The organism is Nocardia amamiensis NBRC 102102 (assembly GCF_001612745.1).
Classification (GTDB): domain Bacteria; phylum Actinomycetota; class Actinomycetes; order Mycobacteriales; family Mycobacteriaceae; genus Nocardia; species Nocardia amamiensis.
In genome coordinates, this window is record NZ_BDBA01000194.1 from 1 (window position 1) to 24,863 (window position 24,863).

The window sequence follows — 24,863 nt, forward strand, 5'->3', positions numbered from 1 at the left end:
CGGCCGGGCGCGAGCGCCAGCTGCAGCGCGGTCTCCGACCGCCCGGCGTGCAGGTCGCCGTCGAAGCGCGGCAGGTAGACGCGCACGTCGCGGGACTCGGCGCGCAAAAGATCCTCCGCCCGGCGCAGCGGTTCGACGTTGCCGCCGTGCCAGTTCACCAGCAGGATGCGGCCGAAGGTGTCGGTCGCCGAGCGGCACAGCTCGACCACCAGCAGCTCCAGTGCCGCCTGCCCGATGGAGAGCGTGCCCGGGAAACCCGCGTGCTCGCCGCTGGCGCCGTACGGGATCGCCGGTCCGACAAGCACATCGGATCGTGCGGCGGCCAGCCGGGCGCACAGTTCCCCGGCGATGTCGGTGTCGGTGGACAGCGGCAGGTGCGGGCCGTGCTGCTCGGTCGCCCCGACCGCGATGGCGAGGACCGCACCCGCAGCGGCTCGCTCGCCCGCCTCCGGCCAGGTGAGATCCGCCAACATGCGGCGAGATTATCGTCAGTCACTGACATAATCAAGAGCTGTGCCAGCCGAGCAGAATCAGACGATGCGGCAGAACCGGACCACTCGCGGACGCCCACGCGGTACCACCAAACGCGAGCTCGAACTGATCGCGATGCGGCTGTTCACCGAGCAGGGCTTCGACGACACCACCGTCGAGCAGATCGCCGCCGCCGCCGGCATCAGCGGACGCACCTTCTTCCGCTACTTCCCCACCAAGGCGGAGGTGCTCTGGTACCAGTTCGACGACGAGGTCGCCGCACTGCGCGCGGCCTTCGCCACCGTCGCCGACGACGTCCCGATGATGACCGCTGTGCGCCGAGTCGTGGTGAACGCCAACCGATATCGCGCCGAGGACGTCCCGGAACTGCGCACCAGGATGCAGCTGGTCGCCACGGTTCCCGCGCTGGCCGCGACCGCGGGTGCGCACTACGACGCCTGGGAACGCGCGGTGAGCGCCTTCGCCGCGGGACGGCTCGGCGAACCCGAGGACGGACTCATCCCGCTGGCCGTCGGGCGGACCACGCTCGCGGCGGCCCGAGCCGCGTTCGACGCCTGGCTCGCGCGTGCCGACGCGGATCTCACCGTGTATTTGGACGAGGCGCTCGCGGCACTGGAACGCGGATTCGCTACGGTGCCGTGAGAACCACCACATCCGAACAACAGGCGAACAACCGGCAGGTTTCGTCGGCGACCCGGGTGGGGTATGACTAGGCTCGGAATCGGCTAGCAGCCGAAGCACGAAGATCCCGACTCAACCGTCGAAAGGGGCTGGAATTTCCATGTCCGAGGTATCCATGGGCCTTTCGGCGGATTCCCTGACCGCGGGCCCTGTCGACGTCCTGCTCCCGCAGCTGGTCGAGCATCTGCGCCAGAACCGCACCGCGCTGCGTGAGGAATGGGCCCGGCGCATCACCGATGCCCAGCTGCTGACCGCGATGACCCCGGAGGAGATCTTCTCCGAGGCGACCTCGGTCTACGACAACTACGTCGAGGTGCTCGAAACCGGTAGTGTCGAGGCGCTGCAGGCCTACGCACGGGATCTGTCCGAGCGCATCATTCCCCGTGGCGTCGAGACCGACGAGGTGGTCGGCATCGTCCTGTTGCTGCGCGACGTGCTGGCCCGGTCGCTGTTCGAGAAGTACCAGGCCGACTTCGAGCTGCTCAACGCCGTGCTCGACGCCTACGAACCGGCCGCCAACCGCATCGCCAACACCGTGGCCGTCTCCTTCGTCCAGGAGCGCGAGCGCGTCATCCGCCAGCAGCAGGAGGCCATCCGCGAGCTGTCCACGCCGGTGCTCCAGGTGCGTGAGCAGCTTCTGATCCTGCCCATCATCGGCGTCCTGGACAGCCAGCGCGCCCGCCAGCTGACCGAGCAGCTGCTGCGCGCCATCCGGGCCAACCGCGCGAAAGTCGTCGTCATCGATATCACCGGTGTGCCCGCGATCGACTCAACGGTGGCCAACCACTTGGTGCAGACCGTCGACGCGTCCGGACTGATGGGCGCGAACGTGATCATCACCGGCCTGTCCTCGGAGATCGCGCTGACCCTGGTCACCATCGGCCTCGACCTGTCGAAGATGAACGCGGTCGGCGACCTACAGGGCGGTATCGAGGAAGCCGAGCGCCTGCTGGGGTACGAGGTTTCCCGCGTCTCCGAACGCGACGGCCGCTGATCAGGCGGGCACATGCCGGTTCCGATTCTCAAACAGGGTACGTATCTCATCGCGTCGGTACAGTCCGCGCTGACCGACGCCGACACCGAACGCCTGCAGGACGACCTGATGAAGCAGGTCAGCAAATATCGGGCACACGGCATCATCGTCGATGTCACCGCGATCGACGTGATGGATTCGTTCGCCGCGAGATCGTTGCGTACCATCGCGCACATGACGCAGCTGCGCGGCGCCGAAACGGTGATCGTCGGCCTGCAACCAGAAGTCGCGTTCGCCATGGTGCAGCTCGGTCTCACCTTCGAGGACATGCACACCGCTCTCGATCTGGAAGAGGGACTCGCCTGGTTGGACCGCAAGACCCCAGCCCGTCGCCAGCGAGACGGTCGTGACAGTGGCCGCTGAGAACGTGGTGATCGCGGTCAGGGTGTCCGGGGACATCGTGACCGCACGTCAGGCCGGACGCGAACTGGCAGCAAAGCTCGGATTCACACTGACCGATCGAACCATGATCTCCACGGCGATCTCCGAGATCGCCCGCAACATCACCAGTTACGCAGGCAGCGGCGAAATCCGTTTGCTGGTCGATGACCGAGAGGGTCGTCAAGCGCTGGTTGTGCAGGCCGAGGATCAAGGGCCCGGCATCATCGATATCGCTCGCGCACTGGAGGACGGCTACTCCACCGGGCGTGGTCTCGGGCTCGGCCTCCCCGGCGCCCGGCGATTGATGGACCGGCTCACCGTCGACTCGGCGCCCGGCCGCGGCACGCTGGTGGAGATGTGGAAGTGGGTGCCCAACGGTGCATGAGGACGGGTTCATCGGCCGGATCGAATGGGCGGTGGCCGGTCGCGCACTGCCTGGTCAACAGGTATCCGGTGACCGCAGCGTCGTCCTCGACACCGGTAGCGGCACAGTCCTTTTCGCCGTCATGGACGGGCTCGGGCACGGCGCGGCCGCCGCGGACGCGACCGACCGGGCAGTACGGGTGCTCGCGGAGAACCGCGCCGAACCGCTCGACGTGCTGATGGTGCTGTGTCACCGCGCCATGGCCGACACCCGTGGCGCGGCGATCTCGCTGGCCCTGTTCGACGAGGGCGACACGGTGCGCTGGCTCGGCGTCGGCAATGTCGAATCCCAGGTGCTCACCGCGCGTCCCGGCGGCTTGACCGTGCACGCCACCGTGCTGCTCACCGCGGGCATCGTGGGCTACCGGCTGCCGTCGAACCTCCAGCCACAGTCCGTGGCAGTCCGCCCCGGCGACCTACTGCTGATGTCCACCGACGGCATCGTCCCCGAATCAGCATCCGCGATCGACCTTTCCAAGTCCACCGCCGACATCACCGCCGAGATCCTCACCCGGCACGCCAAGGACACCGACGACGCACTCGTGCTGGCCGCCCGGCACCGCGGTGCGGGTGTAGCGCCGGGGCACGTGGTCATGCCGGAGCCGCGCGCCGGCGAGGCGCAGACATGAGCGGCTTGCTGGCCGATTTTCTGGACGCCTACGCGGACGCGCTACGGCGGCACCTGCATTCGCCCAGCCAAGCGGGTCTCGCCGAAGGGTACGAACTCGGCAGGCGTGCGCTGGTGGAGGGCATCAGCCTGCTCGATCTCACCGAGAATCACTTCCGGGTCGTCCACGAGGAACAGCAGCGGCACGATGTAGCGGAAGGCGGCGAGTCCGAGAGCCGCGTGCCCGAGAACGCGCTGGAATTCCTTTTGCAAACCCTGGTTCCGTTGGATATCGCCACCCGCGGCTATCTCGACGGCACCCGCCGGTACGAGCAACAGCGTTCGCGCGCCGACGATCTCGCCGGACGGGATGCCTTCCGCACCGCGCTGGTCGAATCGCTGCAGGACGGCTTCTTCGTCGCCGACGCGCACGGCACCATCATCGAGGTCAACACCGCCTTCGGCGCGCTGACCGGCTACGGCGCCGTGGGCATCCCCTATCCGCTGCCGCATCCGTGGTCGAGTCCGGAGGGCACGCGCTACCCCGATCTGGGCACCGAGGCGCAGCGTTTCGTCATCCCGATCCGGCATCGCGACGGGCGGAACGTGTGGCTCGCGGTCAGCACCAGCGCGCTGATCAAGCCGGACGGCAGTGAGCGGATCTTCGTCGGCACCATCCGCGATGTCACCGCCGAACACGATGCGCAGGCCCGCGATCAGGCGGCCTCCCGGCTGGCGACCGCGGTCGGTGCGGCGACCAGTGTGGTCGAGGTGCTCGCCGTCGGGCTCGACGAGCTGCGCCGCACCGTCGGCGCGGAGACCGCGGTGGTGGCGGTGTGGCCGAGCCGCAATGCCGCACCCGAGGTGTACGTCTCCGGCGCGGGCGCGGACGGTGCTTCGCACAACGGCGCCGCTGCGCTCGACGACCGGTCGCGCGCGCTGCTGGACCGGGCCAGGCGCAGGCCGCCGCGCAGCCTGCTGGCCATTCCCGACGGCGCCGAGAGCTCCGAGGGCATCGTCGCGCCGCTCGGTGAGACCGGCGACGCCGCGATGTGGTTGCGTTTCGCCGCGCCACGCGCGATCGGCGCCGCAGACTGGACGCTGTTCTCGCTGTTGATCGGCCACCTCAGTCTCGCGGTCCAGCGGGCGCGCAACTTCGACCAGGCGCGCGCCACGTCGCTGACCCTGCAACGCGCCATGCTCGGCCCGATCGAGCTTCCGCCGCGCTTCTCGGTGCACTACGAGCCCGCGCTGCCGCCGCTGGAGATCGGCGGCGACTGGTACGACGTGGTGCCATTGCGCGACGGAACCATCGGCGTTGTGGTCGGCGACTGCGTGGGTCGTGGCCTGTCCGCAGCGGTGGTGATGGGCCAGCTGCGGACCGCGGCTCGCGCGCTGCTGCTGCGCGGCGCGGGACCGGCGCAACTGCTCGCCGAACTCGACACGGTCGCCTCCCGCATCCCGGGCGCCATGTGCACCACGGTGTGCGCCGCCGTACTGGACCCCGTGCGCGGGCTCGTTCGCTACAGCAGCGCCGGACACATGCCGCCGATCCTCGCCGATGTCGGCAGTACCGGCAGGATGCTCGAAGGCGGCCGCTCGGTTCCGCTGGCGACCTTCGATCCGCCGCGCCGCCCGGAGGCCACCACGGCCTTGGCACCTGGTTCGACGCTGGTGCTGTTCACCGACGGGCTGGTCGAACAGCGCGGTGTCGACATCGATGAGGGGTTCGCCAAGATCGCCGCGGTGCTCGCCGACACCTCGGGACGGCTGCCGCGCGAGGTCGCCGACGCGGTGTTGTCCCGGCTGCGGCCCGCGGCCGGATACGACGACGACGTGGCGATGGTGGTCTACCGCCAGCCGCCCGCCCCGCTGCGGCTGGACGTGCCCGCGCACGCGGACGAGCTCGCGGTCCTGCGGCGCACGCTGAAAGGCTGGCTGGCCGCCGCGGCGGTGCCGCACGACTTGGCCGCCGATCTGGTCGCCGCGGCCAACGAGGCCTGCAGCAACAGCATCGAGCACGCCTACCGCAACGGCGACGCCGGACGGGTCCTGCTATCGGCCGGCTGCGATATCGACACCGTCGTGATCGTGGTCACCGACACCGGCGACTGGAAGCCACGCGCCTCCGATCGCGGCTATCGCGGCCGCGGCATCGACATGATGCGCGCACTGACGGAGGAGCTGGACATCGACCACTCCGGACCGGGCACGACGGTCCGGATGTCGGTGACCCTGCCCGCGATCACCTTCCCCGTCGCCAACCCGCTCCGCGGCACGAACCGGCGGATTCCCGGGTGATGGTGCGACGGTAGCCTGCTCCCGGCGCACGCCGGCCGGTCAGGAACGCGCCCGCTCCCGTGCCAGCGCACGGTCGCGCTGCTCTTCGAACCTGAGCATTGCGAAGTCGCGGCCGGGGTCCCCAGGGGATGTAGTCGTGCGGATGCCAGTCCTTGGCCATCGCGAGGTGCCGATGCACGCATGTCTCGGCGGCGGGCTCGAGTTCGGCCAGAAGTTCGCGCTGGGTCGGATCACGCACCAAGGGTGTTGCCTACCTTTCATTTTCGATGAGTCGGATGCCAGTGACGATGTCGGGTTCGATGGCGATCACCGCATCGGTCACCTGGTCGACCCATGGGCGCAGCAACTGCTCGTAGTGGGCGGCGCGGGCGGGATCGGTGACCGGGTGCGCCAGGCCGACCACGACGACCGACCACCCCAGATGCCGGACCGGATCGATCTCGTCGGCCTCGTAAGCGACCACCACGGGGGAGTTTCCGCGCACGGCAGTGGTGAGCCCGGACGAGAGCCGGGTCCGCACGATGATCGCGCCCCGGTCGTCGACCAGGTGATTGACCGGACGGATGGCAGGTAAGGCGTTGCGGGTGAAGACCACTCGTCCGATCGGCACCCCGGCCAGCAGTCGCATGGCTTCCGCGCGGTCGAGCGCAACGGTCGCACGGGCCGTGGGGCCCTCGGTGATTCGCTCGCTCACGGAACGGCCCGCCGCGGGCGGGAGGAGCCGCACCCGCTCTGCGCGGGAGCCACCAGGGTCAGGTCCCCGTCATACCGGCGCACCAGCAACTTCCCGCGCCCAGTGACGGGATCGGTGAAGAACAGGAACGGCAGGCCGTAGCCGCACAACCGTTGCGCCGCCTCGGCCTCGGTAATACAGAGTGCGGGGCGCGGATTCATCGCCAGCGCAACCGTCCGGCGCTGCGGCGGTTGCAGCCGATATTGCCGCGCCAATCGCACACCGAGCGGACCGCCCCAGTAGACAATGGCGTCCTCGCCGGTCTCGATGTCGGTGAACAGGTGTGCGTCGTAATCCCTCGCATCCATCACCTGGGTGGCGGCATCGGGATCTCCCACCAGAAGTTCGCATTCCTTGCGCCGCACAATCGGACGCGGGGAGGTGACCGAAACCTGCTGCGGCCGTGCCGGATCCGGCCACAGCCGCCGACCGGGCGCGTCGGTCAGCCGGGTGAGCGTCCGGTCGAGCCGATCGGCGACGAATGTCGCGATGAAGCCGGGTGGACCGGCGACCTGCACGCGGATCGGTGTGTCTCCACCATCGATATTCACCTGTGCCAGTACCGGACCCGCGATAGCCAGCGCACCCGTGAACCTGGCCCTGGCCGGCTCGTCGATGCCACGGCATCGCATCACACGCTCGATCGAGCGCACTGCCCTGGCGATATCGGTCGAGTCGACCGAACCCTTCGCCCGCACTGTCACCACCGACGCGGCTTCAGCCGATTCCAATTCGGAAGTACTCACCCGGCACCGACTCGCTTTCGTTCCGGCGATCACCAATACGACTCCGGCGAATATCCCCGGATCGGCGTGTCCCCGAGTAGGGCCGAAAGTCCCCGTGCCGGGTGACCAGCGAAACGCTGAAGCCCGATCCGGGCGCGGGCCGACGTCCGCCCCCTCGGGTCGTGCAGGCAGGTTGATCGATAGACCTCTTATGGCGCGCCTGGCGTGGTCGGCGGGGTAATTCCGTTGTCCCGGGCTTCGATAGCCTTGACGGTCTTTCCGAGGGCCTGTCTCAAGACGCGTTTGCCGACGGTCCCGACCACGACTCCAAGGATTCGTCCCTTGAGGTTCTTACCCTCGCGCACCACGACGACATCCACGTCGGTCGTCCCATCAGGCCGACGAGTGAATGCATAGGTGTGACCCGAGTGGCCACCCCACACGTTCGAGTCGGTGGTCGTCATGACGACACGGTCGGGGTCTGACCAGTCGTAGTGCAGGCGTTCCCAGATGCCGTGCGAGCCCTCCGTGACGTCAGCTTCACGTCGGCCCTGGTCGTGCACCTCGAGATACTCGTCGGCGCTGTTGCCGAACAGCTGCGAGCGACCCGGCCCGAAATCGGTGAGCGCCGCCACGAACTGCTCCGGTGTCGAGCTCGTCGTCTCCTTGAAGTGGATGGTGGACATTGTTCGCTCCTTCGCTTTGGGGATGACTCCTTTGGGGGTGGCGACTCGGGGGCAAGGAGGTCCTTCTCGAGGTGTTCGCGCCCGCCGCAGATTGCGCCGACACCGGACCAGCACCGTCCGCCCGAGACGATTCGGATGGCGTGATCGCCCTCACCGTGCGCAGTGTCTTCCTATCGATGAGCATGATCTCCGGCACATGCCGGCGCAAGGCTTGGGCGCGATCGTGAGCATGTCTTCCGACTCCGGCCCTCCACACCGTCGCGATCCAACCGGCGGCCGATCACCGAGTTCACCCGCAGCGTGCGCTAGGGTTCGGACCCGTGTCCAAGCTGAGGCGGCGCGTGGTCGAGGCTGCGGAAGGGGCGCTGGCCCAACGCAAGTACGTGTCGGTGGTCGATGTGTTCGCTGTGCTGGGGTGGGTGCGATCCGGTCAGGTCGAGCGCTGGCGGCAGGGGCAGGTGCGGTCGTTGGAGCAAGTCACGGCGGTGGACGGGCGGCGGATGCACGAGGCGGCGGAACTGCTGGGCGAGTGGGCCCGCGAGCACGGGCTCACCGCGAGCACCGCCGCGTATCTGTCGAGCGGGCGCGATCGCGAGGCGCTGCGGTTCGTCGACAACGGCGACGACGCGGTGTTCCGGGTGCACTGGCTTTCGGGGGAGCTCAGCCCGGCGCGGCGCGAACAGGTCGTCCAACGCCAGAACCGCGCCCCGGATCTGACGGTGGTCGAGGCCGCGGGGCCGTGGACGTGCGCCGAATGCGCCGAGACCGGCCCGTATCTGATCACGTCCGCGGCGGGACCGCTGTGCCTGACCTGTTCGGACCTCGACCATCTCGAGTTCCTGCCCGCCGGGAACGCGGCGCTGAGCCGGCGCGCCAAGAAGGAGAGCACCCTCGCTGCCGTGGTAGTCGCCTTCAACCGGCGACGCAAGCGCTATGAACGGCTGGGCATCCTTGTCGAGGAGGCCGCCCTCACCCGTGCCGAACAGCAATGCCTGGCCGACGAGGAGGCCCGCTCCCGCCGCCGCGAACGCGACCGCGTCCGCCGCGCCGCCCAGGACATCGAATACCGCGCCCGCATGTCCGAGGAGATCCGGCGGCTGTTTCCCGGCTGCCCCGGCGACCGCGCCACCGAGATCGCCGAACACGCCGCCGTCCGTGGCAGCGGCCGCGTTGGCCGCACTGCCGCGGCGAAACTTCTATCCCCCGAAGCGCTCACCCTCGCCGTCATAGCCTCTATCCGCCATCGCGACACCGACTACGACCACCTCCTCATGACCGGCGTCTCCCGTGCGGAGGCCAGGACCCGTATCCGTCCCACCGTCGAGCACGTCCTCGAAGCCTGGCGCGGCTGAGAAACGCCGAGATCTCACCGAGGACGGCCACCCACCGGTGAGATCGCCCGCAGATCGGAAAGCATGACGGCGTCGAGGACGCGCGAGGTCGGCGTGGCGAAGCCGGCGTTTCGCGAGGACACTGAGGACGTAGCACCCAACTCGTCCCCAGGAGCACATGCGATGCCAACCAACGGGCCTTTCGGCATCGATCCGGAAGATTTCGAACGCGCACTGCGTGGGGCGGGAACCGAGCTCCGCGACCTGCTCGGGAAAGCCGGCGTATACCTGGATCGCGTAGATCACGCCAGCGTCAGCTCACTGGCGTCGCTGCTCGGTCAGTTCATCCAACCGGAACGGCCACGTCCGCCCGAACCCGAAGGCGAGACCACCGGTGCGACCGGCAGCGGCGTGTGGGCGATCTACAGCATCGACGACACCGGCGAGGCCAGGGTTGACCAGGTCTTTCCGAGCGAGCTCGAGGCCTTGCGCGCGCATCGGGACAACACCGATGCCCGCCGTCGGGTGCGGTTCCTGCCCTATGGGGTTCCGGCAAGTGTGTTGGATGCGCCCTGACGGCGCCGACTCGCTCCGATCTCGCACCAGCCGACCGGCCGCGGCGTGACCGGCCGATCGGCGTGCGGGCGCTCGGACTCACCGCGGCGGCTGGTTCCACTGCGGGTACTGGTGCGGCCCTTGGCCGCCGTGGCCTCCGGGTGCGGGCGGCGTCCGCGCCCCCGCTGCGGCGACCACCGTCGCGAGGGTGGCGGCGAATGCGGCGAGCGCGCACGGGATGGACAACCAGAAGGTGTCCTTGAAGAGGTATTCGTACTGTGCGGCAAAGAGCACCACTTCCACCATGCTGGATAGGAACATGCCCGCAGCCACCGCCGCGAGCGCGCGCAGCACGGGATATCGCGCGCCCATCCCAGCGAGCGCGCAGATACTGGTGAGTATCGCGAGCAGGATCATCAGCACGAGCATGATGTCGGACCAGAGAAAACGCGAACTCGAGGAGAAGAACACGTTGGCCACCCGAAAGACGATGGCGAGCAATGCGGCGACCAGCAGCAGACCGCCCGCGACTCGCTCCATCGCGCCGGCGCTCGCCGGGCGGCCCGGCGGACTGTAACCAGGCACGGACGGCACCGGAACCGGGGCGCCGTAGGGATGTGGCTGACCGAGGTAGGGATGCGGCTGACTCTGCTGCGGGTTCACTTGACCCCCATACGGATTCGCCTGGCCCGGCGGCCCGTACCCACCCGGCTGACCCGGCGGTATCGGATTCACCATCGTCGACACTCCTCCCCGGCCGTCCCGGCCGCACACTCGAACCGCTACGACGAAGGACCCTAGTGACTCCGGCCCCGCGGCGCCGCGTGTCGTCGGCATGGACGAGCTGTCCCAGGGCCACGTCGGTTTCGGCGGCGGCGCGGTATCCGGGCGCCTTTGTGCCTTGGGCGGCGCCGGTATGACACTCGGACGGTGTCCGTGCCCATTTGCCGTGGGCCGCAGCGCTGGATGTGAGCGCGCACTGAATCCGGCACACGACTCTGATGTGGGTGGAGCGGGGGTTCGGTATCGCGGTCGCCCGTGCGTTTGCCGGGCACAGCGACCGCACCCCGAGCCGCAGCTCGGCCACCCTCACCTCTGTGCCTGCGTCGCTGGTGGACCTGGCGGAGGCGGTGTCGGCGCTCACCGGGGAGGCGCATCCGCTCGCGGGTAGCCGTCGCCATCCGCCTGCGCCGCGAGCTCCGCGACCTCCGGCTGGTTCGCACCCGCGATGTATCGTGTGAGCCTATGAACACTCCGAGGTTGCGGATTCGCCACGATTTGTGTGTGGTGAAGGGGTGACCAACACTTCCGGAGACGCGTATCCCCTCGCGGACACGATGACCACCACGGTCGCGGCGCATGACGGCGCGACGGTGCTGACGGTGGCCGGGGAGGTCGATCTGGCGACAGCCCCCGCCCTGGAGAACGCGATCGAGGCCATCCTCAGCGGGAAGCCCGCGGCCCTGATCATCGACCTCACCGCGGTCAGCTTCCTCGCCTCGGCGGGCATGGCGACGCTCGTCGCCGCCCATCAACGTGCGGGCACGACGACCGCCATCGCCGTGGTCGCCGAAGGCCCGGCGACCAGCCGCCAGCTGAAGATGACCAGCCTGGACCAGGTGTTCGCGCTACATTCCACGCTGGACGCCGCGCTCGAGGCGCTGCGACAGAGCTGACCGGGACCGTCGCCGCCGTCGCACCGGCGACGGCGGCGACGGCTGCTCATACGAGCTCGCGCAGCTGCTCGATCAACTTGACCCGCTCGGCGGGGGTCGCCGCCATCGGGACGACATTCAAGACCGTGACCCCCGCCTCCCGGAAGGCCGCCACCCGCTCCTTGACGTAGCCCGCCGGACCGACCAGGGAGATGTCCCGCGCCAGCGCGTCCGGGACGGCCTTCGCCGCGGCCTCCTTCTCACCGGCCAGGTACAGCTCCTGGATGCGGTCGGCCTCCGCCCCGTAGCCGTACTTCGTGGCCAAGGCGTGGTAGAAGTTCTTGCCCTTGGCGCCCATGCCGCCGATGTACAGCGCCAGGTGTGGCTTCACGAACTCCAGCAGCGGCTCGACGTTGTCTCCGATGGCCAGCGCCGGACCGGCGAACACATCGAGGTCGCCGAGGGCGGGGTCACGCTTGGCCAGGCCCGCGTCGAGCGAATCGCCCCACACCTCCCGCGCCTTCTCCGGCAGGAAGAAGATCGGCTGCCAACCCTCGGCGATCTCGGCCGCCAGCTCCACGTTCTTCGGCCCGAGCGCGGCCAGCAGCACGGGAATACGATCCCGGACCGGGTGATTGATCAGCTTGAGCGGCTTGCCCAGCCCGGTTCCCTGCCCGGCGGGCAGCGGGATCTGATAGTGCTTGCCCTGGTATTCCAGGCGCTCGCGCCGCCACACCTTCCGGCAGATCTCCACCAGCTCCTTGGTGCGGCCGATCGGCGCGTCGTAGGGCACGCCGTGGAAGCCCTCGATCACCTGCGGACCCGACGCACCCAGGCCGAGCAGGAAGCGGCCGTCGGAGACGAAGTCCAGGCCCGCCGCGGTCATCGCGGTCAGGCTCGGGGTACGCGTATAGATCTGCAAGATGCCCGAGGCCAGCTCCAGACGCGTCGTCTTGGCCGCCAGGTAGCCGAGCGCGCTCACCGCGTCGAACGAGTACGCCTCGGGCACGAACACGATGTCCAGCCCCGCCCGCTCGAGGTCGGCGACTTCGTCCGCCGCCTCCTTGAAGCCCCCCGAGTAGTTGATGCTCAATCCGATCCGCATAGCACTCAACATAACGGCGACTATGCGCGGCCCGCGCACCGGCCACGCGAGAACACCTGTCAGGGCGTGGTCGCGCCCGGATCCGCCGGTGCGACGAGGTAGCGTCTACCCGTAGTCCTGCTCTCGCCGTAGAACGAAAGGCAACATCCCCGTGTCGCAGCCCAGCACGTCGTCCACGGACACTGCGCCGTCCTTCGGCGAGGTCGCCCTCGCGCAGTACCTGAACGATCTGGCCGCCAAGATCCCCGCACCGGGTGGCGGCGCGGTGGCCGCGCTGCACGCCGCGCAGGCCGCAGCGCTGGTGGCGATGGTGGCCCGCTACACCACCCGCGCCAAGGACGCAGACAACCGTCCCGTGGTCGACCGCATCATCGAGGCCGCCGACGCCGCCCGCGAGCGCGCCTTGGCGCTCGCCGACGCCGACGCCGCCGCGTTCACGGCAGTCGGCGCCGCCTACAAGCTGCCCAAGGACACTCCCGAGGAACGCGCCGCGCGCACCGCGGCGATCAACGCCGCGCTGATCGAAGCCGCCCGCGTCCCGGCCGCGGTCGTCGACGAGGCCGACGAGGTGCTGTCGCTGGCCGCGGAACTGTTCCCGATCGGAAACCCGAACGTGGTCACCGATATCGGTGCCGCCGCCGACGCCTGCCGTGCCGCCGCGGCCAGCTCGCAGCTCAACATCGAGATCAACGTGGTGTCACTGCCCGCGGCCGAGGGCGACCGATTCGCGCCCGTGCTGATCCGCATCGAGGAGCTGACCGCACGCGCCGACGCCCTGCACGCCGACGTCGTGCACGCGCTGCGCAAATAATTCCGCGCGCGTTCAGGCGGGCGGGTTCCTGACGACGAGCACGATCTTGCCGCGCACCCGGCCGGACTCGCTGATCCGATGGGCCTCTGCGATCTCCGCCAGCGGCAGGACCTGGTCGATCGTGGCGCGCAGATGCCCGCGTTCGACCATCGTGGCGATCTCGCGCAGCGAGACACCGGACGGCTCGACGTAGAAGCGCTCGTAACGCGGGTCGGCCTCCGCGTCCGACCCCTGCGTGTCGATCAATCTGCCTTCGGGGCGCAACACGGCCGCGGAGCGGGAACCGTATTCGCCGCCGACCAAATCGAGCACGATATCGACGTCACGGACCGCGGTGCCGAAATCGACCGCGGTGTAGTCGATCACCTCATCGGCTCCGAGCCCGCGCAGGTACGCGTGGTTGGCGGCCCGTGCGGTGCCGACCACGAATGCCCCGCGGTGCTTGGCGATCTGCACCGCTAGGTGCCCCACGCCGCCCGCGGCCGCGTGCACGAGCACACGCTGTCCGGCACGGAGCCCGGCCAGCGCCTGCCAAGCGGTCAGCGCTGCCGTCGGCAGTGCCGCCGCATGCACGAAGTCGCTGCTCCTCGGCTTCAACGCCAATGTATCGGCCTGCGCCACAACATATTCCGCGTTACCGCCGCCGAACACCATGCCGTACACCGGATCGCCCACCGCGAAGCCGTCCACCCCGGGACCGAGTTCGTCCACGACACCCGATAGGTCGAGCCCCAGAGTCAGCGGCGGATCACCCAGCCCGCCGATCAGCCCGGCGCGCACCTTCCAGTCGGCCGCGTTGACGCTGGTGGCGGCGACTCGCACCAGGACCTCCCCCGGTCCGGGCTTCGGCCGATCGACCTCGACCAGGTGAAGAACTTCCGGACCTCCGAACGCATTCTGCGTGATTGCGAGCATGCGACGATTCTGCGAGAGCCTGGTACCTTCTGGGAAGAAGGCACCTTCTTGATATCGAGGTACCCGATGGATACTGCCTGCGACTGGTCCGGGTCGCCCAGCCTGGTCGAGAGCTACTTGCACCATTGCCCCGCCCGGGACGTGCTCGCCGTCCTCGCCGACAAGTGGGTCATGCTCGTGCTCAGCGTCCTGCGCGACAACGACGGGCCGATCCGCTTCAACGAGCTACGCCGCCGCCTGGACGGGATCACCCAGAAGATGCTCACCCGCACGCTGCGCAACCTGGAACGCGAGGGGCTGGTGCGCCGCGCGGTCTACCCCACGGTGCCGCCGCGGGTGGAGTATTCCCTCACCGAACTCGGTTCCAGCATCGGTGCACTCAGCCACGCCATGGGCGTGTGGGCCGTCGAGCACCAGCATGAAATCCTTGCGGCGCGAGCCGAATTCGACGCCCGATCGGCGGCCGAACCGGAGCCGCTGCCCGCACGCCCGGCCCGCTGACCGAGCCGCCCCGGCATCGACGCCTGTTTCCTTCGCGGCCGAACGGGTAGGCGACCAGTGGTAGGCGAATCCTCCGCGCACAACCGGACCACGGATCGAATCCATCCGTGGCCGAGTTGATCATGCGGGCTTAGAATGTTCCTTGCCTACCACACCATCTCGAAGGGGTGGACGCCATGAGGAGCGCCATTCGGAACCTGTTCCTCGCGACCGTGATCGTGGCACTGGCCGCGTTCGGGTCGGGTGCGGCGGCAGCGACGGTGATCGGACGGCCATCGGCACCCGCCGTGGCGTCGATCGGCCCCTCGAACGGCCAGGTGGTGGGTGTCGCTCATCCCGTGACCATTCGCTTCGCCGCGCCCGTGACGGATCGCGCACGGACCGAACAATCTATCGACATCAGAACGACCCAGCCACTCGCGGGCACGCTCGCGTGGACCGGCGATCGCGAAGCGGTGTGGACGCCGAGCGGGTTCCTGCCCACCAACGCCCGCATCGCCGTCTCGGTCGGCGGCACACGCACGGAATTCCGGACCAACGCAGGCGTTTTCGGTGACGCCGATATGTCGGCGCACACGTTCACCGTCACCGTCGGTGGCACCGTCGTACGGACCATGCCCGCCTCGATGGGCAAGCCGGGCTGGGAAACGCCGTCGGGCACCTGGCCGGTTCTGGAGAAGTTCCGTTCGATCGTGTTCGACTCCCGGACCATCGGCATTCCGCTGAGCTCGCCGGAGGGCTACATCATCAACGGTGAATACGCCGAACGCCTCACGTGGAGCGGCGTTTTCATTCACTCCGCCCCGTGGTCGGTCGATCAGCAGGGTTATGCGAACGTCAGCCACGGTTGCATCAACCTCGCCCCCGACGACGCCGAATGGGTTTATTACACCCTCGGCATCGGAGACCCGGTGATCACGCACTGGTGAGCGGCATCCCACTGCGGCAAGGCTTTTCGACTGCAGGCCCGCTGCGGCTCCGCGCGGATGTGCCCCGATCAGGAACCCGGCAGTATTCTCCGGGGTGCGTGCGGCTCGGTGTAAGGACGCGGCACCGCGTCCCCGCAACCCGAGCATGCGGATAACCTGACCGGGACCTGATGAAGGGTGGGGCGATGGATCGACCGGAGATGAGCGCACGACCTGGCTACGACCGCGGGAATCGGGGCACAGCCGGGGGACATGGCAATCCGCCGCCGGGGGACGGCGAGGACTACCAGGGTGAGTGGTCCGCCTGGGTCGACCGGGGACCCGGCGCCGTGCAGCCGCCGCCACCGGGCCCCGCACCGGCACCCGAGCGCACGCCGTACGAGGACGAGTTCAGCGGGTTGATCGATCGCTCGGGCGCGCGGCGCGCGAGGCGTCGGTGGGCGGTACCGCTGCTCGGCACGCTCGGGGTCGCCGCTCTCGGATTCGCCGCCTACATGCAGTTCGCCACCGGCGGCTCGAGCCAGCCGACCGCAGCGGCCCCGTCCGCCCAGGCCACCGCGTCAGCGGCGACGCCGATCGCGCAGTGCCCGGCCGAGCGGGTCGGCAACCGGATCCAGGGCAACGGTGTGGGCGGTTTCGATTCCGGCCCTGCGGTGATCTTCGCCTTTCAGCACGCCTATTACGTGACGCGCTCCGGCGAGGAGGTCCGCACCACCACGACCGCCGACGCCGCCGTGCAGACCGCCGACGCCATCCAGCGGGGCATCGACTCCATCCCCGCAGGAACCACGCATTGCGTGGCCATCACCCCCGGAGCGTTCGCGGGCCAGTACGTCGTGGTCGTCACCGAACATCGCCCGGGACAACCTCCGGTCACCTACAACCCACAGCTCGTCACCACGACCAAGGACGGTCATCGCACGCTGATCAGCGCCATCGGTCGCGGCTGAATCCGCGCTCGCCCGTCCCGCGCAGCGGAGTCCGACGCGCGGGAACGACGAAGTGAGCGCTCAGGCTTTGCGGCCGGTTTCGGCGGCGGTGACCACGTGGCGCATGAGCAGGGCCGTGGTCACCGGGCCGACGCCGCCCGGAACGGGGCTCAGCCCGGCGGCCTTGCCGCGTACCGAGTCCGCGTCGACGTCGCCGACGATCTTGCCGTCGGGCGCCTCGTTGGTGCCGACGTCGATGACCACCGCGCCTTCGCGGACGTGCTTGCCGGAGATCAGGCCGATGCGGCCCGCCGCGGCGACGACCACGTCGGCGGTGACGGTGACGGCCGCCAGGTCGGCGGTGCGGGAATGGCAGACCGTGACCGTGGCGTCCTTGGCCAGCAGCAGCTGGGCGAGCGGCTTGCCGACGATGTTGGAGCGGCCGACGACCACGACGTGCCGGCCGGCGAGCGGGATCTCATGGTGGTCGAGCAGTTCCACCACGGCCTCGGAGGTGGCCGGGACGAAACCGTCCAACCCGGCCGCGAGCAGGCCGAGCGACAGCGGGCTCACGCCGTCCACGTCCTTGGTCGCGACGATCGCCGAGCTCACGTCGTCGAGGCCGACACCGGCCGGAAGGGGCGTCTGCAGCATGATCGCGTCGGTGGCCGGATCCTCGCCGCGCGCGGTGAGCTCCGCGCGGATCGCCGCGACGGTCGCGTCCGCACCGAGATCGACCGTGTCACAGACGATACCGAGCCGTTCGGCCGCCTTGCGCAGCGAGTTCACATACCAGGCGCTGGCCGGGTCGTCGTTCGCCACGACCAGCGCGAGACGCGGCGCGCCCGGGCCGTCGGTGAGCGCGGCGGCGCGAGCCTTGGTGTCGGCGTTGATGGCGGCGGCGAGTTCCTTGCCGGACAGCGAAACGGTATCCACGTCGACACAGCCTAATGGGCGCACCCGCCCGAAGTTCGCCGCCAGCCCCGCGCCGCGTCGCATCGGACCGAGTCAGTCGCAGACGCAGCCGAAAGAACTCTGTCTACAGCCCGCGCCGGACCGAGCGGAAGCCGCAGAAAGACACAGCCGGACAAATCCCCACAGACCCGCGCCGGACCGAGCGATGGCGAGCAGCCGCCTATTCCGACCTCCGGCCCGAGTCATCTGCGCTCCGTGTCGGCGGGTGGCTGGTAGACGCGCAACACCATCGCGACCCGTCCGGCAGTTCCCTTATGCCGGATTGGATCGCCCGTATGGTGATCTCTGTTTGCCCCAACTGACTGCTAGTGCGTGCCAAACCCGTTCCCAGCGGAAAGGTGTCGACTGTAGTGAAGATCTCGAGGCATGTGAAACTTCTCGTCGCGACGTCGTTCGCCGCGTTCTCCCTCACCGGTCTGGCCGGTGCTCCCGCGCACGCCGCGGACACCGCCGCCCTCTACAACTCCGCCCAGCGCCACTTCACCAACGGCGACGACGCGGCGGGCCGCGCCGACCTGCGCGCCCTCATCGGCGCCGACCCCAATGACGCGGAAGCGCTGTCGCTGCAGGCGATCTGGTCCGACTACGCGGGCGACCTGCCCGCGCTCATCGACGCGATGGTGCGGCTGCGCGTCGTCGATCCGGCCATGGCGCAGGGCACCGACAACGTGCTCGGCGCCGTCCGCGCCGCGGTCGGCACACTGCCGAATCCGCTGCCCGCACTGGCCGGGCCGCAGACGGGCATCGTCGTCCTCGGCTACGGCCTGCTCCCGGACGGGTCGCCGCGCCCGGAACTGGTGAGCCGGCTCACCGCCGCGTGGCTGCAGTCGATCGCTGCGCCGCTCTCGCCGATCGTCGTCACAGGCGGCAATCCGCAGAACGGCATCACCGAAGCCGAGGCCATGCGCCACTGGCTGGTCGTCCACGGTGTGCCCGCGGCACGGATCCACGTGGAGAGCGGCGCGGGCTCGACCGTGCAGAACGCCTTGTTCAGCACCCGGCTGCTCCGGGACATCGGTGCGACGAGCGCCATTTTGGTCACTTCGCCGAACCACATTCGCCGGGCTGTCGCCGATTTCATCGTCGCGGGCACCCGCGTGGTCGGAGCGACGACCTCGCTGGAACAGCTGGTGTCACAGCTACCCCCGCCCGGCAGGCCGTCACAACGCGGCATCTACCTCGACGCCACACGTACCTTCCAGCTGAGTACGTCACGCTGACCGGTGATCGGGACCCGACCGAGTGCGGGTCCCGATCACCCAGAAATGCGTTGGCGGAATCACCCGCGAACACGGCAGGATGGCGCGGTGACGTCAGCCGGAACCGATGTGGTCGCCCAGCTCCGCGCGGCGGGCTGTGTGTTCGCCGAGGAGGAGGCGCGGCTGCTGATCGCCGCGGCGGCGGAGACCGGCAACGCGCTCGAGGCGCTGGTCGCGCAGCGCGTGCACGGCACCCCGCTGGAGCATGTGCTCGGCTGGGCGGAGTTCCACGGGCTGCGGGTCTCCGTATCCCCCGGCGTTTTCGTGCCGCGCCAGCGCACCATGTTCCTGGTCGACCGCGCTGTCGAGCTGGTCCGCGCCAGGACGGGTCACCCGGTGATCGTCGACCTGTGCTGCGGCTCGGGCGCCTTAGGGATGGCGGCGGCCACGATCCTCGCGGCCGAGGGCCGCACCGTCACCCTCGCGGCCGCAGACATCGATCCGGTCGCGGTCGAGTGCGCCCGCCGCAACCTCACCCCGCTCGGCGCACCCGTCTACCGAGGCGACCTTTTCGACGCCCTGCCGGAGGAACTGCGCGGCTGCATCGACATCCTGCTCTGCAACACCCCCTACGTTCCCTCGGCGATGATCGCGCAGATGCCTCCGGAGGCCCGCGATCACGAACCGCGCACCACCCTCGACGGCGGATCCGACGGCCTCGACATCTTCCGCCGCGTCGCCGCCGACGCCCCCGCCTGGCTGGCTCCCGGCGGCCACCTACTGATCGAGTCCAGCGAGGACCAAGCGCCGCTCGCGCTGGCGGTCCTGAGCGAGCACGGCCTCGCGGGCGACGTCGCGGAATCCGGCGAGCACTACGCGACCGTGGTGATCGGCACCCGTCCTTCTGCGAGCTGGCCGCATATCAGTTCCAGCGGGGAAACCGTCGTATGACTTCTTGTATGACGCCTGCCTGATCGCCGGATCGAGATTGCCACCCGTCGCCGTTCGGAGTCCAAGCGTTGAGGTGAATCCCCACCCAGCGGCCTTCGCTGTCGATGAGGCAGCGTTCTTCTGCATTGCCCGAACAGATCGCTTCGACCAGGCCGAGCGCTGGAACTGGACGGCTGCTGTCTTCGGCGACGTAGTCCCAGACCATGTCGAAGCACCACCCGGTTTCTATTCGTGCCGCCTCATCATCGAAACGGGTGATCCTGATAGAGCAGGAATCATTGCCCTGCTTCGCTTTACGCGATGTCAGTAGCACCACGTCGGCGTAGAGGAACGTCTCGGCGTCGTACTTCACCGCGAGGTCACATAGGCCGACGACCAGTTCATCCCAGCCACCATGCTGGCTCACCGTCGTACTCCTCGTTCAGCCGCAGGGATTGGTAACAGTGTCTTCTTCTCGAGCTGCACGAATACTTCCAAGAAGTCGATGTCGGCGGTGCAGGAGATACGGCCTTTGCCGACGATCCATCCGGGCGACCCCTTCGAGTGGTGCGGGTTGTTCGCCTCCACGTGGCACGTCGCGTTCCCGTTTCCAGGTGCGGCCTCGGCGATGGCCGGTACCAGTCCCGGCGCGGCCAGAGTCGCAGCGACGAGCCCTGCGCTGATGGTGACCTTGCGTGTGTTCATTACATCCCCTCGATTAGTTTGCGGTGGAACAACTTCCGAATCCGCGCACTTGTTCGGACGCACCACAGCGTCCTCTGGCTCCAGCCAACTTCCACTCGCTACTACGATTCAGCACACGCCGTGGCCGCATAGTGCAATTCACGGCCGCCATCCGGGCGCTCTCGTGCACGAAGGTCATCAGCACTCTCGCGATGTGTCCGGCACCATGTGTCCGGCGTCGATCAGCGTTTGACGCGCCGCCGCCTTCCGCTGGCACTGATCGGCACGACATCCCCTGTGTCGCTGCATAGTGGCGTGCGCTTCCGACACACTCATCGGATGATCCGGTTCCTCGTGCACCCAGCCGCTCGGCCACGGCCGAGCGTCAACGGGCTTCGTCTGCTCAGCACGGATGCGCTCGCGGCGGCGTGCAGCCCGCCACTCGTCCTGCACTCGGTCGATGATTGCTTGCGCCGATGTTTCGTCCGGCTCGGCTTCCCTCCACCAGTTGAATCCCACCGCTTCTCCCCTGCTGATCGCTTGCCATTGGTGTGCACCCGCCGACGGGGACGAACGGTCGACCCGGCGGCGGGGCTGCGATCAGGGTCACATCAAGGGGCGTGCCGCGTCTGTGGCCGTTTGAGGTCGTGGCCACCGAGGGGACACATAATCCATTGCACGGCCGCTACTGGGCTTCCACGCACATCACGGCCGATCACCGCCTAGCCTCGAAACCATGAGCGCTGATCTCGGGGAACGGCTTAGATCCGTCCGCAAACGGCGGGGTCTCACGCAACCTGAACTCGCGGAAAGCTCGGGCATCTCGCTGTCGCTGATCAAGAAGGTCGAGCAGGGTGAACGCGAGGATGTCCGCATAGACACACTCCGGCGCCTCGCGGTCGCCCTCGGATGCCCACTGACAACCCTTCTCGGCCCGAACCCCCAGCCGCCCGAGAGCAGCAACAGTCACCGCCTCTGGCTGCCGACTCGCGAAGCGATCACCTCACCCGGCCCCGCTGAAAACACGGTAGAACTGCTTGGCGAGAGAAGTTTGGACGAGGCCCTGACCGCGGCCGTGAAGCTCTATCACGATAACGAGTACAACCAGCTCGCGCGCGTACTGCCGCGCCTGATCACCGATGGGAACTCGGCGACTCCGCTCCTGCGGTCGCGCATACTCCAACTCGCCGGATCAGTGATGGTCCAGACACGACAGCGGCAGTCCGCACGCGTCGCCCTGGAACGGTCACTCGCCGACGCCGAGGCAACCGGCAACGTCCTCGATGCAGCCTCCGCGGTGATCACTCTGTGCTGGCTGCTGCTCGTAGAACGACAGTTCGAGCAGGTCCGCGCACTCGCTACCCAGTGGGCCGACCGGGTGGAGCCTCGACTCTCGGTGGCGACGACCCGGGAAATATCGACCTGGGGATGGTTGCTACTGCGAGGCTCGGCCGCCGCGATCCGCGACAACCGGCCGGATGAGGCAGAAGACATGATGCGCCTCGCGCACGCCGCAGCGGTCGCGATCGGACGCGAGACCGGCGGGTACCACCAATATTGGACAACATTCGGGCCTGCCACCGTAGCGATGAAACGCGTCGAGAACGCTGTGGTGGACGATCGGCCGGACCTTGCCCTCCGGCTCGCGCGCAACGTACCGACAGGACTGCGATCGACCTCCGACAACCGCAACCGACATCTGCTCGACGTAGTCGCCGCTCATACCGAACTACGGCACTACGATGCGGCGTTCGAAGTATTGCTCCAGCTGTCGCGGGAGGCGCGTCCATGGCTGCTCGAGCATCGGATGGCGAAGGATCTACTCGGCCGGATCGTCGACAGGCGCAGAACCCTCACGGACGAGATGCGGCAGCTGTCCGACTTGCTCCAGCTCGAATACTAGCCAGCACAACATCTTCCATCCGAAACGACGGGCCATAATGCAGTGCTGCGCTATTTCTTGTTCTTGCGGCCGGTGAATTTGTCCATCGAGTGGTAGACGCCGACCGTGTCGAGGAACAGGTCGCGCAGCTTGATCGGGAGCAGGCCGGAGAGCGCCTTGTTCAGGCGGGAAGTCCAGGGCAGCACGACCAACGGGGTGCCGTTCTTCATCTCACGCCACGAGGTGTCCACCACGTCCTGCTGTTCCAGGATCGGGGTGAACCAGAAACCCTTGGCGCCCTCGAACATTCCGGTGTTGATGTAGGTCGGGCACACGGTGGTGACCTTCACGTGGTCGTGGCCCGCCTGCTCCAGTTCGATGCGCACCGAGTCCGACCAGCCCAGCGCCGCCCACTTGGATGCGGCGTAGACGCTCATGCGGGGATTCGACACCAGACCCGCCGACGAGGCGATGGTGAGCACCCGCGCCTCGCTGGCGCCCGCGACCATGGCGGGCAGGAACTCGAGCGTGACGTACATCGGGGCGAGCGAGTTGATCGCCATCGTCTTGTCGATGTCGGCGCGATTCTCGGTTTCCCAGAAGTAGCTGTTGCCGCGCACGATGCCGGCGTTGTTGACCAGGATATCGATGCCGCCGACCTGCTCCCGCACGGTCGCGGCCGCCTCGGCGATCGCGTCCGGCGCCGAGACGTCGACCACGTGATGGTGCACAGTGCCGCCGCGGCCGGTCAGTTCGGCGGCGGTCTCCTTCAGCGCGGTCTCGTTGATGTCCCACAGCACCACCGCGGCGGCGCCTTCGCGTACCGCCAGTTCGGCGAACAGCTTGCCGAGCCCCATCGCGGCTCCTGTGACCAGGACCCGCTTGCCCGCGACCGTGTTCATTTTCATCCGTCTATTTCCTGATCCGTGAGTCGTGCGAGTTACTTCTGCCGCAGCGCCTTCATCACGCCGAAGTACAGCGTCATGGTCTTTGCCCACATCGCTTCGGACATGCCGGGCAGCGGCGCGATCGGCAGCACCCGTTGCACCGCGATGGTCTGGGTGTCGATGTACTTCAGCAGGCCTTCGGGACCGTGCCTGCGCCCGGTGCCGGAGATGCCGAGCCCGCCGGAGGGCGCGTCGGCGCTGCCCCACGCGGCGATGAAGCCTTCGTTGACGTTCACCGAACCCGCGTTGATCCGCGCAGCGACCGCACGGCCGCGGGCGGTGTCCTTGGTCCACACGCTGGCGTTCAGGCCATAGGCGGTGTCGTTGGCCTGTTCGACGGCTTCATCGTCACTGCTCACCCGGTAGATCGACACCACGGGACCGAAGGTCTCCTCGCGGTGGACCGTCATACCCGGCCGCACCCCGGTGAGCACCGTCGGTTCGTGGAAGTACGGGCCGAGGTCCGGGCGCGCGCGACCGCCCGCCAGCACGGTGGCGCCCTTCGCGACCGCGTCGCCGACGTGCGCGGTGACCGTGTCGAGTTGTCGCTGGAAGGTCAGCGATCCCATGTCGTGGTCGTAGTTCAGCCCGGCGCCGAGCTCGAGCTTCTCGACGTGCCCGACGAATTCGGTGACGAAGCGGTCGTACACGCTGTCGTGGACATAGATCCGCTCCATCGACTCGCACAGCTGCCCGGCCGAGGCGAAGCAGGCGCGGATGGCGATCTTGGCCGCGCGTGACACATCCGCGTCGGCGAGCACGAGCAGCGGGTTCTTGCCGCCGAGTTCGAGCGAGTATCCGATCAGCCGCTCGCCCGCCTGCTGCGCGATGGTCCGGCCGGTCGCGCTGGAACCGGTGTAGTCGACATAGTCGGCGCGGGCGATCACCTCGCCGCCGATCACCGATCCGCGGCCGAGCACTGCCTGCCAGAGTCCGCGCGGCAACCCCGCGCGCACGGCGGCGTCGATGGCCCACAATGCGGTGAGCGCGGTCTGGTTGTCCGGGCGCGCCACCACGGCGTTGCCCGCGACGAGGGCGGGCAGCGCATCCGAGACGGCCAGGGCCAGCGGATAGTTCCATGGCGAGATGACCGCGACCACGCCCTTGGGTCGGTGCCGCACGTCGACCCGGGTGAGTACGGGAAGTACGCCGCGCGGCCTGCGCGTGGCCAGCAGCCGGCCGGCCACCGAGGCGTAGTACCTGGCGTTCACGGCCACGTCGCCGACCTCGTCGAACGCGTGTGCGCGCGACTTGCCCGTCTCGGTCTGCACTATGTCGAGGATGGTGTCCTGCTCGGCCAGCACGATGTCGTGGAACCGGCGCAGCACCGCGACCCGCTCACGGACCGGCCGCCGCGCCCACAGCCGCTGCGCTTCCCGCGCCGTCGCGAACGCGGTCTCGATGTCGGCGCTGGAGGACTGCGGCAGGTCGACGATCTTCGCGCCGGTCGCGG

The 24,863-nt window shown here is 68.6% G+C and carries 28 protein-coding genes and 1 pseudogene; 16 read left to right on the forward strand and 13 right to left on the reverse strand.

The features are described 5' to 3' along the window. The coding region (mftE, locus tag NA4_RS29690) for a mycofactocin biosynthesis peptidyl-dipeptidase MftE (protein ID WP_067477460.1) at positions 1-473 on the reverse strand (473 nt) is incomplete at its 3' end. 64 nt (positions 474-537) lie between these two features. Here mftE and mftR point away from each other — a divergent pair. From mftR to NA4_RS29720, 6 genes are all read left to right on the forward strand, one after another. After that, positions 538-1,134, forward strand: a complete 597-nt coding sequence (gene mftR / locus NA4_RS29695) for a mycofactocin system transcriptional regulator MftR (protein WP_067477528.1) — start codon at positions 538-540, stop codon at positions 1,132-1,134. Between the two features lie 139 nt (positions 1,135-1,273). Further along, positions 1,274-2,167, forward strand: a complete 894-nt coding sequence (locus NA4_RS29700; RefSeq protein WP_067477463.1) for an STAS domain-containing protein — start codon at positions 1,274-1,276, stop codon at positions 2,165-2,167. A 12-nt stretch (positions 2,168-2,179) separates the two neighbouring features. Beyond that, entirely contained in the window at positions 2,180-2,569 is a 390-nt protein-coding gene (locus NA4_RS29705) for an STAS domain-containing protein (RefSeq protein WP_040779629.1), read from the forward strand. Then, on the forward strand, positions 2,559-2,972 hold the full coding sequence (locus tag NA4_RS29710; RefSeq protein ID WP_051020806.1) for an ATP-binding protein: 414 nt from the start codon (positions 2,559-2,561) through the stop codon (positions 2,970-2,972). The genes NA4_RS29705 and NA4_RS29710 overlap by 11 nt, the downstream gene beginning before the upstream one ends. Continuing rightward, complete coding sequence (locus NA4_RS29715; protein ID WP_067477466.1) at positions 2,965-3,639, forward strand: SpoIIE family protein phosphatase; 675 nt, start codon at positions 2,965-2,967, stop codon at positions 3,637-3,639. The genes NA4_RS29710 and NA4_RS29715 overlap by 8 nt, the downstream gene beginning before the upstream one ends. After that, positions 3,636-5,918, forward strand: a complete 2,283-nt coding sequence (locus NA4_RS29720; RefSeq protein ID WP_067477470.1) for a SpoIIE family protein phosphatase — start codon at positions 3,636-3,638, stop codon at positions 5,916-5,918. Before NA4_RS29715 ends, NA4_RS29720 begins: the two co-directional genes overlap by 4 nt. A gap of 93 nt (positions 5,919-6,011) precedes the next feature. On the opposite strand, the pseudogene NA4_RS43815 reads toward NA4_RS29720, so the two are convergent. The 4 genes and pseudogenes from NA4_RS43815 to NA4_RS29735 all read right to left on the reverse strand — a co-directional run. Beyond that, positions 6,012-6,159: pseudogene (locus NA4_RS43815) on the reverse strand (acyl-ACP desaturase); the annotation flags it as partial. 9 nt (positions 6,160-6,168) lie between these two features. After that, the gene (locus NA4_RS29725) at positions 6,169-6,612 is read right to left on the reverse strand and encodes a pyridoxamine 5'-phosphate oxidase family protein (RefSeq protein WP_067477531.1); all 444 of its coding nucleotides are present in this window, start codon (positions 6,610-6,612) and stop codon (positions 6,169-6,171) included. Continuing rightward, complete coding sequence (locus NA4_RS29730) at positions 6,609-7,397, reverse strand: sigma 54 modulation/S30EA ribosomal C-terminal domain-containing protein (RefSeq protein ID WP_067477472.1); 789 nt, start codon at positions 7,395-7,397, stop codon at positions 6,609-6,611. The genes NA4_RS29725 and NA4_RS29730 overlap by 4 nt, the downstream gene beginning before the upstream one ends. A 188-nt stretch (positions 7,398-7,585) precedes the next feature. Beyond that, positions 7,586-8,062, reverse strand: coding sequence for a hypothetical protein (locus tag NA4_RS29735; protein ID WP_067477475.1), 477 nt, complete (start codon positions 8,060-8,062; stop codon positions 7,586-7,588). 320 nt (positions 8,063-8,382) lie between these two features. Here NA4_RS29735 and NA4_RS29740 point away from each other — a divergent pair, with 320 nt between their 5' ends. Together NA4_RS29740 and NA4_RS29745 are read left to right on the forward strand one after the other, a co-directional pair. Continuing rightward, on the forward strand, positions 8,383-9,414 hold the full coding sequence (locus NA4_RS29740) for a DUF2293 domain-containing protein (RefSeq protein WP_067477478.1): 1,032 nt from the start codon (positions 8,383-8,385) through the stop codon (positions 9,412-9,414). Positions 9,415-9,576: 162 nt separating this feature from the next. Continuing rightward, on the forward strand, positions 9,577-9,969 hold the full coding sequence (locus NA4_RS29745; RefSeq protein WP_067477481.1) for an Rv0313 family protein: 393 nt from the start codon (positions 9,577-9,579) through the stop codon (positions 9,967-9,969). A gap of 78 nt (positions 9,970-10,047) precedes the next feature. On the opposite strand, the gene NA4_RS29750 is transcribed toward NA4_RS29745, so the two are convergent. After that, positions 10,048-10,686, reverse strand: a complete 639-nt coding sequence (locus NA4_RS29750; protein ID WP_157129384.1) for a hypothetical protein — start codon at positions 10,684-10,686, stop codon at positions 10,048-10,050. Positions 10,687-11,285: 599 nt separating this feature from the next. Here NA4_RS29750 and NA4_RS29755 point away from each other — a divergent pair. Next, a complete protein-coding gene (locus NA4_RS29755) occupies positions 11,286-11,624 on the forward strand; it encodes an STAS domain-containing protein (RefSeq protein WP_067477534.1) in 339 nt (112 codons plus the stop codon). Positions 11,625-11,670: 46 nt separating this feature from the next. Here the strand turns inward: NA4_RS29755 and NA4_RS29760 are convergent, their stop codons facing one another. Then, on the reverse strand, positions 11,671-12,708 hold the full coding sequence (locus NA4_RS29760; RefSeq protein WP_067477487.1) for an LLM class F420-dependent oxidoreductase: 1,038 nt from the start codon (positions 12,706-12,708) through the stop codon (positions 11,671-11,673). 151 nt (positions 12,709-12,859) lie between these two features. Here NA4_RS29760 and NA4_RS29765 point away from each other — a divergent pair, with 151 nt between their 5' ends. Further along, a complete protein-coding gene (locus tag NA4_RS29765) occupies positions 12,860-13,519 on the forward strand; it encodes a cyclodeaminase/cyclohydrolase family protein (RefSeq protein WP_084497555.1) in 660 nt (219 codons plus the stop codon). A gap of 12 nt (positions 13,520-13,531) precedes the next feature. Here the strand turns inward: NA4_RS29765 and NA4_RS29770 are convergent, their stop codons facing one another. Beyond that, complete coding sequence (locus tag NA4_RS29770; protein ID WP_067477489.1) at positions 13,532-14,434, reverse strand: NADP-dependent oxidoreductase; 903 nt, start codon at positions 14,432-14,434, stop codon at positions 13,532-13,534. Between the two features lie 66 nt (positions 14,435-14,500). Between NA4_RS29770 and NA4_RS29775 the strand changes: the two genes are divergently transcribed. From NA4_RS29775 to NA4_RS29785, 3 genes are all read left to right on the forward strand, one after another. After that, positions 14,501-14,935, forward strand: coding sequence for a winged helix-turn-helix transcriptional regulator (locus tag NA4_RS29775; RefSeq protein ID WP_067477494.1), 435 nt, complete (start codon positions 14,501-14,503; stop codon positions 14,933-14,935). Between the two features lie 176 nt (positions 14,936-15,111). Next, the gene (locus NA4_RS29780) at positions 15,112-15,864 is read left to right on the forward strand and encodes a L,D-transpeptidase (RefSeq protein WP_067477497.1); all 753 of its coding nucleotides are present in this window, start codon (positions 15,112-15,114) and stop codon (positions 15,862-15,864) included. Between the two features lie 200 nt (positions 15,865-16,064). Further along, positions 16,065-16,814, forward strand: coding sequence for a DUF8176 domain-containing protein (locus NA4_RS29785; RefSeq protein ID WP_067477501.1), 750 nt, complete (start codon positions 16,065-16,067; stop codon positions 16,812-16,814). Positions 16,815-16,874: 60 nt separating this feature from the next. Here the strand turns inward: NA4_RS29785 and NA4_RS29790 are convergent, their stop codons facing one another. Beyond that, positions 16,875-17,729: a bifunctional 5,10-methylenetetrahydrofolate dehydrogenase/5,10-methenyltetrahydrofolate cyclohydrolase gene (locus NA4_RS29790; protein WP_067477541.1), complete on the reverse strand. Its 855-nt coding sequence runs from the start codon at positions 17,727-17,729 to the stop codon at positions 16,875-16,877. Positions 17,730-18,118: 389 nt separating this feature from the next. Here NA4_RS29790 and NA4_RS29795 point away from each other — a divergent pair, with 389 nt between their 5' ends. Both NA4_RS29795 and NA4_RS29800 read left to right on the forward strand, forming a co-directional pair. Further along, positions 18,119-18,988, forward strand: coding sequence for a YdcF family protein (locus tag NA4_RS29795; RefSeq protein ID WP_067477504.1), 870 nt, complete (start codon positions 18,119-18,121; stop codon positions 18,986-18,988). A 45-nt stretch (positions 18,989-19,033) separates the two neighbouring features. Continuing rightward, a complete protein-coding gene (locus NA4_RS29800) occupies positions 19,034-19,918 on the forward strand; it encodes a putative protein N(5)-glutamine methyltransferase (RefSeq protein WP_067477507.1) in 885 nt (294 codons plus the stop codon). Here NA4_RS29800 and NA4_RS29805 read toward each other — a convergent pair. Continuing rightward, positions 19,890-20,324, reverse strand: a complete 435-nt coding sequence (locus NA4_RS29805) for a hypothetical protein (RefSeq protein ID WP_067477510.1) — start codon at positions 20,322-20,324, stop codon at positions 19,890-19,892. The two genes, NA4_RS29800 and NA4_RS29805, sit on opposite strands and share 29 nt — an antisense overlap. Continuing rightward, positions 20,321-20,602, reverse strand: a complete 282-nt coding sequence (locus tag NA4_RS29810; protein WP_067477513.1) for a hypothetical protein — start codon at positions 20,600-20,602, stop codon at positions 20,321-20,323. The genes NA4_RS29805 and NA4_RS29810 overlap by 4 nt, the downstream gene beginning before the upstream one ends. Before the next feature lie 715 nt (positions 20,603-21,317). Here NA4_RS29810 and NA4_RS29820 point away from each other — a divergent pair. Further along, positions 21,318-22,484, forward strand: coding sequence for a helix-turn-helix domain-containing protein (locus NA4_RS29820; RefSeq protein WP_067477519.1), 1,167 nt, complete (start codon positions 21,318-21,320; stop codon positions 22,482-22,484). Positions 22,485-22,534: 50 nt separating this feature from the next. Here NA4_RS29820 and NA4_RS29825 read toward each other — a convergent pair whose 3' ends face one another. After that, positions 22,535-23,371, reverse strand: coding sequence for an SDR family NAD(P)-dependent oxidoreductase (locus tag NA4_RS29825; RefSeq protein ID WP_084497557.1), 837 nt, complete (start codon positions 23,369-23,371; stop codon positions 22,535-22,537). 32 nt (positions 23,372-23,403) lie between these two features. Then, positions 23,404-24,863 (reverse strand): succinic semialdehyde dehydrogenase (locus NA4_RS29830; protein WP_067477525.1); only part of this gene is annotated, 1,460 nt, incomplete at its 5' end.